This window comes from Microcoleus sp. S13_C3 (assembly GCF_036700905.1).
Lineage (GTDB): Bacteria > Cyanobacteriota > Cyanobacteriia > Cyanobacteriales > Microcoleaceae > Microcoleus.
Window position 1 is genome coordinate 1 of record NZ_JAUBPT010000217.1, and the last position, 10909, is coordinate 10909.

General features: G+C 51.7%; 7 protein-coding genes and 2 pseudogenes. 6 read left to right on the forward strand and 3 right to left on the reverse strand.

What is annotated here, in order from left to right; all coding sequences use genetic code 11:
* Positions 1-76: 76 nt before the first annotated feature.
* The 3 genes and pseudogenes from tnpC to QUA16_RS33530 form a co-directional block, all read right to left on the reverse strand.
* Positions 77-897 (reverse strand): annotated as a pseudogene (tnpC, locus tag QUA16_RS33520) (IS66 family transposase); the annotation flags it as partial.
* Between the two features lie 105 nt (positions 898-1002).
* Positions 1003-1173: pseudogene (gene tnpB, locus QUA16_RS33525) on the reverse strand (IS66 family insertion sequence element accessory protein TnpB); the annotation flags it as partial.
* A gap of 157 nt (positions 1174-1330) precedes the next feature.
* Positions 1331-1723 carry a transposase gene (locus QUA16_RS33530; RefSeq protein ID WP_333157620.1) on the reverse strand — a complete coding sequence of 131 codons (393 nt, stop codon included), beginning with the start codon at positions 1721-1723 and terminating at the stop codon, positions 1331-1333.
* A gap of 580 nt (positions 1724-2303) precedes the next feature.
* Here QUA16_RS33530 and QUA16_RS33535 point away from each other — a divergent pair.
* From QUA16_RS33535 to QUA16_RS33560, 6 genes are all read left to right on the forward strand, one after another.
* A complete protein-coding gene (locus tag QUA16_RS33535; RefSeq protein ID WP_333157618.1) occupies positions 2304-3776 on the forward strand; it encodes an O-antigen ligase family protein in 1473 nt (490 codons plus the stop codon).
* Positions 3777-3799: 23 nt separating this feature from the next.
* Positions 3800-4513 (forward strand): polysaccharide biosynthesis/export family protein, encoded by a 714-nt coding sequence (locus QUA16_RS33540; RefSeq protein WP_333157617.1) that lies wholly within the window; start codon positions 3800-3802, stop codon positions 4511-4513.
* Positions 4514-4525: 12 nt separating this feature from the next.
* Positions 4526-6748 (forward strand): GumC family protein, encoded by a 2223-nt coding sequence (locus tag QUA16_RS33545; protein WP_333157616.1) that lies wholly within the window; start codon positions 4526-4528, stop codon positions 6746-6748.
* Positions 6749-6881: 133 nt separating this feature from the next.
* Complete coding sequence (locus tag QUA16_RS33550) at positions 6882-8045, forward strand: tetratricopeptide repeat protein (RefSeq protein ID WP_333157615.1); 1164 nt, start codon at positions 6882-6884, stop codon at positions 8043-8045.
* A 287-nt stretch (positions 8046-8332) separates the two neighbouring features.
* Complete coding sequence (locus tag QUA16_RS33555; RefSeq protein WP_333157614.1) at positions 8333-9085, forward strand: class I SAM-dependent methyltransferase; 753 nt, start codon at positions 8333-8335, stop codon at positions 9083-9085.
* Between the two features lie 260 nt (positions 9086-9345).
* Positions 9346-10218, forward strand: coding sequence for an FkbM family methyltransferase (locus QUA16_RS33560; RefSeq protein ID WP_333157613.1), 873 nt, complete (start codon positions 9346-9348; stop codon positions 10216-10218).
* Positions 10219-10909: the final 691 nt, after the last annotated feature.

Here is a 10909-nt window from a genome sequence, read left to right on the forward strand (position 1 = left end):
CTTGGCAAAGAAATGGGCGCCGCGGCAACGAAAGGCGAAATAGCCTACGTCAATGCGGCCTTCCGTCGGCGCTTACGAACTTGCGCCTCACGTGTGACCAGCAGAACGTAAGGGTGATCTGCTGCTGCCGCTTGGCAAGCGCGGTATATCCGCCATAGCCGTCAACCTGCAGGATGCCTGCAAAGTCACCCAGGTGCGCTTCGGCGCGCTCGCTCTTGCGGTCGGCTGCATAGACATAGGCGATCATTGGCGGATCGATACCGCCCCATGGTCGGTCGTCCCGCGCATAGGCCCATAGCTGGCCGGTCTTGGTCCGCCCTCGTCCTGGATCGAGCACCGGCGCTGTCGTCTCGTCGGCAAACAGCCGTTCGGATCGTCGCAGTCGGTCCAGGATGTGGTCACGCAGCGGGCGAAGGTACCAGGCAGCCCGCCCGACCCAGTCTGCAAGGGTGGAGCGATCCAGCTGGATGCCCTGGCGGGCATAGATCTGCGCCTGCCGGTAAAGCGGCAAGTGATCGGCATACTTGGCAACCAGCACCTGAGCGATCAGGGCTTCGGTAGGGATGCCGCCTTCGACACTACGGACTGGTGCCGGGCTTGGACGACCGCGCTTTCGCAGGAGCGGCAGCGGTAACGAGGCCGACGGGTGACCAGGACCCGAAACGTGGTCGGCACGACATCAGGGCGTTCAGCAACATCCTCGCCGATCTGGTGCAGCCCACCGCCGCAGCACGGGTAGGCCTTATCGTCGATATCGATGATCTACTCGATCCGCTCGAGGTGCGCACGCAGCGAGCCGCGGTTGGTCTTGCGGGGACGATCGCCCTTGGCAACCGTCACATCGGCAAACTTGCGGGACTGCTCGAGCGCCAGCGCACGTAGCGCTTCGATGTCCTCTGCAGATCCGCTTCCATCAACATGACGGCAGTGAATCAGCAGAAGAAAGCCCCGTAAACCGGCAATCTGCGGGGCTATCGGTCGGCGTCCGCCACGCACCCGGCGCCAGTCGAGACCCTCCAGCAAAGCGCCAGGTTGGGCTGCCGTAACGCACATCACACCGTCCAGGATGCTGGGCCCCTTGAAGCCGCCGGACTCCAGCCTCTTGGCCATCAGGCACAGGCCCGTCCCATCAGACGAGCTTGATCTGGTCTGCGCGCTTGGCCCGGAAGACATAAATAGGGATCGCCGCCATACTCAGCGCTGATGAGCGCGGCCAGCGCGTCAGAACCTTTGCGAAAATCCACGGGCCGCGTTGCAACCATCACCCGCGTGCCAGGGCCAGGGCCGATCAACGTTGCACATGAATAGCCTGAATCACCGCTGCAGCCAGTCAGGGGCTCGCTGTTTGTCCGATCCTGACCACGACGCCGCCAAGCTCGACCTCAATCGCAACATCGTTCGACTTGGGCTTGGGACTGTCGGCCACGACCGGCACGAACATCGGTGCATGATCGGCGTCAATATCGGCGACTTGGCGGGCCGCCACTGCATATCTAAGCTCTCGCCGCCAAGTGTAGAGCAACGATGTCCGAATGTCTGGCCGCCGCGCAAACGCGGCGATGTTGTCGCAGCGCTCCAGCTCAGCGACAATCGCCAGCTTCTGCTCCAGCGTCCAAATACGCCGGCGGCCAGCCATGTTGCGTAGAACCCCCGGACGGCCAATAGGCTCCCGAGCCATTCCAATGCGGGTGTCCAGTGCGCTCGTTTGGTTGTTGTCTTCCATCCAACCCACCGTCTGCCTCAATCAACCAAGGATGCAAGGTGGGCGGGAAACAGCGCTTACACAACGAGAAAACGCACTTGCACCTGATGTTCGGCCAAGCGCCGTCTGGATGGCCTTGGATCATGCAGGTGCTGCATGAGTGGGTGAAGAAGCCCGCGGTCCACAGCAGCAAATGCGCTATTGCGCTAACCGAAATGGCTGATCTCCTCAAGCTGCTCGAATGTGAGAATCGCGGTCTACGCAATGCCTACGAGGTCCTGCTCAAGGCGTCGGAATACCTTGGACACGCGTAGTGAGCCTGCTCCCTTTAGCGCTCGTTCCGTAGATGACTGACTTCATTGAAAAGATTAATTAGGTTTACGGTGTCGAGCTGATCTGCCGGGTTCTGGTGTGCACCCAGCTTGCATCCGAAGATCGGCACTTGCGTTCATATGTTTGCTATTGATGCCACGCGTCGCTCGAACCCAACAGGGCATCGGGTGGCATCGCTTTTTATGTTGGCTGGAACATAGAATCTATCTATTGCCCTTCTGGGCCACAGGGAGGTCAAATTTGTTTAAGGACGCGGGTTTTTCGCTGTATGGCTATCATTGGTGTCAAAAAGCCTTCGCCAGGGGCTGAAATCCAACATTTTTGGATTTTTTCCGGATTTTTGCTGTGTGCCTTTTTTTTTGGTGGTGGTTCGCGTAGCGACGTCGCGTCGCTTGTGATTCTGCGTCCGGCAGCTTTCATTGCAATAGCGTATGCCCTGACGCAGGGCGCTTGGGGCCGGACAGCTGATATCCGGTTAGCGATCTGGTTGTTGCTGTCTCTAACTGCTGTCATGGTATTGCAGATGGTCCCTTTGCCGCCGGAGATCTGGAAGGCCCTTCCCGGTCGATCGCCTATTGCGGATATCGGCGTGGAAATCGGAGCCGATCAAATTTGGCGCCCGCTTACGCTGTCTCCAGCCCGAACTTTGAATAGTCTGATGTCGATGAGTGTTCCATTGGCAGCAATCCTTCTGTTCTCATTGCTAACGCCCGTACGCCGCGGCCAAGTTCTAATTTTGCTGGTGGGAGTAGGAGTGCTCTCAGCGTTCTTGGGTATCCTGCAAGGCATAATTGGAGCAGAGAGTTCGCTTTATTTTTATGAAATAACTAACAAAGGGTCGGCGGTAGGCCTCTTTGCCAATCGCAACCACCATGCATTTTTCTTGACGTCATTGGTGCCAATAATAATTTTGGGCCTCATTGCTGAACGATCGCAAGGCGGAGCCAAGTCACGGGGAGTCCTGTATTTTTCGTCTTTAATCTTAATTTTGCTTATTTTGCCTATGGTGGGATCGAGGAGCGGACTGATCATCGGGCTCCTAGCTGTTATGTCCTCTGTTCCGATTTATGTCGCTTTAGAGAGTGGGGGCAGAGCCTTGGGCGAGCCTAAGGGCTTCCCAAACAGGCGCAAGCTGGCGGTTGTGGCAGCAGCAATTTTGCTGGCTCCGATGTTTTTGCTGGTTCCACTAGCTTTAGGCCGGAGTTCTGCGATTAACCGATTGCTCGACGATTCTGAAGGTCCCGAGATCCGGATTCAGATGCTACCCTACATTTTTGACATGGCTTCGCTGCACCTTCCGTTTGGCATTGGGTTCGGCGCTTTTGAAAAGGCTTTCTATAGCTTCGAGCCTGACTCTTCCTTGAGTGAGCCGTATATGAACCAAGCTCACAACGATTATCTGCAGCTGTTGGCTGAAGCTGGCTTCGCTGGCGTAGCAATTTTGCTGGCGTTCGGCCTGATAGGGGGGCGTGCCTTCTTGGGGGCCTGGCAGGGTCGTAAACGATATCCGCATTCGTATGCGCTTCGTCTCTCCGCGCTTGTTAGTATGGTATTGATCGGTATAGCGAGCCTAACGGACTATCCGCTGCGAGTACCCTCGCTTATGGCCTTTTTTGGGTTATTGGCTAGCGCACTCTTAGCGCCTAGGGGCTGGATAGACCTTGCTGCATTCGCAAAGAACCGTAACCGCCGCCGGCGCCCGTCCCAAACAACTGAACCTCGCACCGTTTTTGAAATCTAACGTTTAACGATAAGAAGTCACCCATGGACGCAAAATATTTTCTGAGCTTTCTGACGCTTGCCCTAGCTTCGTGTAGCTCAACGCCTCCGCTCCAGAACGTGATGGCGGATACATCGGTCATCCGGCAGCAAGAGATGCCGACGCCAACTGGTGCCGACTTGTTGACAGCTAATAGGCCATATTTGATCGGTCCATTCGACAAGCTTAAGGTTGACGTTTTCGGGATCGCGGATCTCGAGCGCGAGGTCCAGACCGATGCGTCGGGCAATTTTTTATTCCCTTTGATCGGTCTTGTAGAGGCCGGCGGGAAAACGCCTTCCGAGCTGGCGGTTTCAATTGAAAGCAGACTTCGTGGCCAGTTTGTACGAAACCCACAAGTAACCATAAATTTGGAAGAGACAACAAGTCAGGTGGTTACGATCGAAGGGCAGGTTAGAAAGCCTGGATTGTATCCCGTTGTAGGCCGAATGACCTTGCTGCGTACTATTGCTGTGGCGGAAGGCACGTCTGAGTTTGCCGACCTTACTGACGTCGTAGTGTTCCGTACGGCAAATGGTCAAAAATTTGCTGGTTTATACAACCTTAAGGCTATCCGTGATGGTACTTATGAAGATCCAGAAATATTTGCGAACGATGTCGTGGTGGTAGGCGATTCACCGGGGCGCAGGCTATTTAAGGACTTGATACAGGTGGCTCCCGCCCTAGTTACTCCGCTTATCATCCTCCTTCAACAATAATAAGAGCGCTTTATGAATCAGCTTACACGGAGCGCAGAACATTTTGGCGATCAAGAGATCGGCGCGAATGGCCTGGCAGAATCTGATGCTATGGAAAGCAATCCGGTTTTATTAGAATATTGGCGTGCAATTTATGTGAGGCGTCTCCCTGTCGCTGGAATTATTGCTGTGTTTATCGCGTTGGGTTTGCTCGCAACTCTACTCGCCACTCCGCAATACACGTCAGTGACTCGTATCGAGATCAATCGCTCGGAGGATAAGGTCACGAACGTTGAAGGCGTGGAAGCCAAGGAAATTGGTCAGAGCCTAGAGTTCTACCAAACTCAGTATAGTCTGCTGGAGGCTAGGACGCTAGCTGATCGCGTGGCGCGCTCACTGCGGCTATCAACCAATGCCGATTTTTTTGAGGGCTTCGGAGTGAACCCAGAGCGCTTTAAGGACAGTGGCGACGGGCCTGTAAGTGCTGATGCTCGGCAGGAGAGACTTGACAAAGTTGTTGAGTTGCTTCTTGAAAATGTCGTCGTTCGGCCAATCAGAGGGTCAAGTCTGGTCGACATCAGCTTTACAAGTGCGTCACCTGAACTTTCAGCGAAGATTGCGAATGCATGGGCTAGTCAGTTCATTCAGCTAAGCCTTGACCGTCGTTTTGCATCTACTGAAAACGCACGCGATTATTTGGAGCGGCGTTTGGCGGAACTGCGTTCGAAATTAGAGGAGTCTGAACGCGATCTCGTGCTGTACGCGTCGAACAAGGAAATCATAGCATTAACTGGCGGCAGTTCGGCGGGCCAATCCGGAGGTCCGAGAACGCTTGTGGCAATAGACCTGGAAAGCTTGAATGAGGAGCTTGCCGATGCCACGGCAGCTCGCATCCGAGCCGGAAGCAGATTGCAAGGCAATTCCCAGTCAAGCGAAGCTGCGCTGACCAATAGCGCGATCAATGGTCTACGTGAAAGGCGCGGTGAAATTGCAGCAGAATACTCAAAACTTCTTTCACGTTTCGAGCCTGGCTACCCTGACGCTCTGGCATTGAAGGCGCAGTTGGATGCTCTTGACCGAAGCATTCGTCAAGAGGAGTCGCGAGTCGGTGGGTCCGCGCAAACCGAATATGTTGCGGCCCAAAAGCGGGAGCGTGATCTCTTTGAGCGCGTCGCAAGTCTGAAGACACGATTTGCTTCACAGCAGCGAGACGAAATACAATATAACATTCTTCGGCGCGAAGTTGATACAAATCGTGAATTGTATGACGGTTTGCTCCAGCGGTTTAAAGAAATTGGTGTTGCCAGTGTAGGCAACAGCAACATTTCGGTGGTAGATCCAGCGCAGGTTCCAGACATACCATCTAGTCCGCGGCTACTTCTCAATGTGGCCCTCGCTCTGATAGGCGGAATCTCGGCTGCTGGCATATTCGTCTTTGCATTGGAGCAGATTGATCAAAGTATTCGTGATCCTCAAGCTGTGAGGAAATCTTTGAGGATTCCCTTGTTGGGCATTCTGCCTTTCCTGCAGGATACGGATGTCGTCCAAAGTCTTGATGATCAAAAGTCGATAGCGTCGGAGGCCTTCCTCTCAATTCGGACTGCTATGTCATTTTTGACAGACCATGGAGTCCCGAAGTCGTTCGCGGTTACAAGTACCCAGCCAAATGAGGGAAAGTCCACCAGCGCCCTCGCTTTAGCGATTACACTAGCTCGAACTGGAAAAAGGGTTGTGCTCGTCGATGGAGATATGCGCAATCCAACCCAGCATAATTTAGCAGGTTTGCCGTTGAGCCCGGGGATGAGCAGTTTCCTGGCTGGAGACGATAACATAATTTCGTTCGTCAACGCTACGCGCTACCCAACACTTGGCATAATTTCGGCTGGAACTGCCCCTCCCAATGCGGCTGAGCTTCTAAGCAATGGGCGGGTCAAATTAATGCTAGAAAAATTGCTGTCGGAATTCGATCATGTTGTAATCGATTCGCCGCCGGTGTTAGGTCTCGCTGACGCTCCATTGCTCGGTAACAGTGTTGAAGGTATTGTATACATAATCGAAGCAAATGGATCGAAACTCCGCGCGATCCAAACGGCTATTGATCGGTTGCGAAATGGCCGGGCACACATCTTCGGGGCGGTTGTTACGAAAGTAGATAGCCGTAACTCAAGCTATGGCTATGGCTATGGCTATGGCTATGGCTATGGCTATGGAAATGATGCAACCGAGGGATCCCCCAGCGGCCCGGACGGGCGCTGATGCTTTTAGAAACCGCCAGCCTCATTGAGGTTTTAGTATGCGTCGATGGTTAACATGGGGAGCAGGGCTTACCCTAGCGGCCGTATCTGGACTTAATTCCTTTTCAACCGCTGTCGAGCGTACCTCGCCAGTCTTGGCTGTAAAAATCCCATTCCACGGCGGTGGGGCGGAAAGTGGTGCAGCTAACGATATTATCCGGCAAAACATTATTGAGGGGGATGGGCTCCTACCCTCTGCAATACCTCCTGAAGCTGTTAGTAGGGCCCGTAAGGCATTTTACCGGGAGCCCACTGATACCTTTGCTGTGGCCGTGTTGGGTCTTCACACAGCTGCGAACGGCATGCAATTACAGGCTCAGTCAATATTTGAGGCAAACGTCAAATTGGGCCGCCGGCAAATAATTTCACAGGCGTGGCTAGCAGACCATGCTGCGCGTCAAAATGATCTGACAGCAGCTCTCCAGAACTATGACCTCATTCTCCGAAGAAGAAATGCTGCGAGTGCAACCGTACTGAATCGACTGGTGCAGCTTTTGCGGCAAGAAAATTCTGTCCCGCTATTTGTTCGCCTTCTTCAAAGGCCATCTTCATGGCATCCAGAATTTTGGGAGGCGGCGACTTCGGACAATCTTACATTGGATAATGCGGCTGAATTGAGGATCAGGCTGGCGGGCCGCGGATATGCCCTAGACGACCGCTATGATTCGATTCTATTGTCGAAATTGACTTTAGAAGGTAAGTTTCTGATGGCTGAAATGCTATATCGGAAATTGCGGCCTCAACTCTTTACGGCTAGTAGCCAGACAGCGCGGAGGGCCGATCTATCGTTTATAAGAAACGATGAAATTGAGCCGTACTTCTGGATTGTGGCTCCAGAGCGGGGTGACCTGGGAGCCTATATGAACTCCAAATCGGATGGGCTCGATGTTAGCATCCTTGGCGGAGCGGGTGGTATTGTGGCTCGCCGATTGATAACGGACTTTCGCGGTGTTTATGATGCTAGATTAACGTTAGCTCGGTCATCCTCGGGAACGGGGGCTATTCGTATTGATCTAACATTTACTTGTGCAACAGATAGTTCGATCATGGATAAAGTTAGTTTCAGTATCCGTGATAAATCGAGTTCCACCGGGCGAGTGAACCTTCTTGCTCCACAGTGCAGATACTATTGGGTCGAAGTGCAAGCTATTAATGCTAATCGCGACGCAGTGGACTTTACTCTCAAAGAAATTGCATTGTCTCCAAGGATACAAAGCCCTCCAAAAGGCGAGTCGTCAACGAACATAATGGGACAGTGATCAGATATGTTTAGTTTGGCTCAGTCCTTAAATATACTCTAAGATACAAGGCCTATGTTTATCTTTAAGCAAATTGCCAATTTAATAACCGATTTTTCAGTCATTTTTTCTGAAAGTGCTGTTTACCTCCAGCTCAATATTTAGGCCGTTCAAGCAAAAGGATTTGCTGTTAAAGGTTGAGTAAATCTGGAAAACGCAAAGTCATCACGGTTCGACGATTCCGCAGTGTCGGTTTGCAGTTGGGCTTACACTAGTGTGACACCAATAGATCAATAAGGCAAATAACCATGCAAATTAAAAACTTTGCTAAGTTTGTAAATTTAGCTCGAAGTCGAGGCCCGTTCGTTGCGGCGAAGCGCGTGTTTACTTATCTATCACCAAGCGAATTTAAACAGCGCGCAATTTACCGGAATATGCTTCGCCTACAGAGTAGTAGGGAGCGCTTTAATGAGATATATTCAAAGAACTTGTGGAGTGATCCGGAATCAGGTAGCGGAAGCGGTTCGAATTTGGCGGCTACTGAAAGTCTAAGGACAGCGTTGCCCAGGATATTTGAAAAATATGATATAAGGCGCGTTCTAGACGTCCCCTGTGGCGACTTTAACTGGATGCGCTTAGTCATCGAAGGAAACCAAAATCTTTATTATACAGGTGGTGATATTGTCGGTTCATTGATTATTGATAATAACGCCAGATATGCTAGCGAAAGAGTAAATTTTCTGGAGATCGATCTTACCAACGACGAGTTGCCGAGTGCCGATCTCCTTATTGTTCGGGATTGTTTGTTTCATTTATCTTTCTCCGATATACTCAAGGCAAAGCGTAATATATCGCGATCGAATATTCGATATCTTTTGACCACTACTCACATAGTTGAGAACGATTTCCAGAATAAAGATATAATAACCGGTGATTTTCGTCTAATTGATATCTTTTCATTGCCTTTGTCATTTCCGGAGGATCCATTGGAGCGCATAACTGATTATGTTGGTTCAGAGCCGCCTCGGGAAATGTGTTTGTTTGAAGTGGGGCGCTTGTAGGGGGCGTATATTTTCAGATTGTTTTTTTTCACGAATTTAACGAAATTAGTATCATAATGATTCGTCTATCGAAATATATCTTCGATGTATCTCTTGATCGTTGATCGTTGATCGTTGATCGTTGATCGTTGATCGTTGATCGTTGAACCCTGGCCTATCTTGCAGGTGATTTTACTAGAAATCTCGGTGCAGTACTAGGCTGCGGAGTTGTCCGTTGGTTATTTTCACCTATTTTCGCTGGTAAGAATTGGAGTGTAGTTGTGAGTCTGAAGGATTTCATCAGAAGGACGCCATTGGCGCGTTCGCTTCTCGCTGCGCCAATTTCCGCAAGGCGGGCGTGGATAAATTACACGAGCGCTAAATCACGAGATGTGCTCTCGCGACTAGAGCGATTGGTGGTGTCGGACGTAACCATCCAAGTAGATGAGTTTGACGGCCAATTTGTCCTGGGGCCACAATCTCATTTGCTTCACCGGTTGCTGGCAGAAGGCGAATATGAGCGAGATCTCGTCAAGCTTTTTCTGAAACATTTGGATCCCGTTCGCGATGTGATCGATGTGGGCGCAAACGTTGGTTTCTTTACAGTTTTGGCAGCTAGGTCGTTGACCTCAGGTCGTGTCTTGGCAGCAGAGCCGACTAGAGCAGCATTCGCTCGATTGAGCCATAATATTGATCTGAATGGTGTTGAAGACGCAGTTATAATGTATAACGGATTAATATCAGATAAGGATTGCACTTCAACTATTAATGTAGTTGCCGGTCGTGAGGAATATTCGTCCATGGGCGACGTGGTGCATCCGGCTGTCATCGGCGAAAAGACTTTGACTGAAACAATAGATGCCAAGAAGATAGATACGTTGGTAGAAACCCATAATTTAACTCCGGGATTGATTAAGGTCGACGTTGAGGGCGCAGAGGGCTTGGTATTTGAAGGGGCGCGTGAGACCTTAAAGCGACACCGGCCAATTGTAATATCTGAGTTTTCTCGTCCGTTACTGGAGGCTAACGGGTCATCGCCTGAACGTTTGGCTAAATTGTTTGATGAATGCGATTATGATGTCTTTGATGCTCATGATCAATTTGCTCGCGCTGGACACCTGGAGTTCTCAGATTTATTAGCGGTTCCGCGTTAGGGTGATCGGAAATTTTAAAAATTGACCTCGCATTGAAACTTAGGCCATTGTAAATCGTAGCCTGCGGCTCGGCTCTTGTGAGCGACTTGTCTTAGAGGCCGCCGTTAGTACAATTATGCCGCTGCCCGGCTACGTTAGGTGATTGGAACATTTTCGTCACTGCGGTAATTCCATTGCGGTAAGTAGGCGTTGAATCACCTTGTGCCCATCACTGTCAGGGTGATGGTCCTCGCGTTTGGTTTCAACATAGTGCTATGACGATCGCATGGCACTGGCGCTACCGACGTAAGCCGCTACGAGTTTTCCACCGGCGACGGTCGCAGGCCAAATTGGCATGATGATGTTAAACTCGCGATCATGGCGGCGAGCTATTCCTACCTTGAGAGTGCCAGCTCAGTTGCCAGCCGATTTACTCCTTGCGCTTCGCAGCCGTTGATCTCGCGTCGCCTGCTCCGAGTGCACCGGCCTAGCCAAAGCTGTAGCACTGCCGCAGCTTTCGGCATTCGTGCCAGTGGTGATTTCAGGCCACGCGCCGCATAAGCACCTTCCAACGAGCCGACCAGCAAACAAGCCGTAAGTCTTCGATGAGCACGGGTTTATGGTAAGCGGAGCCCTGACCCCACCTTGCCCTGATCGGTGACAGGGCCGATTGTCCGCGCCTTTGGTTGGTGGAGGTCGCTGGTGCTATGAC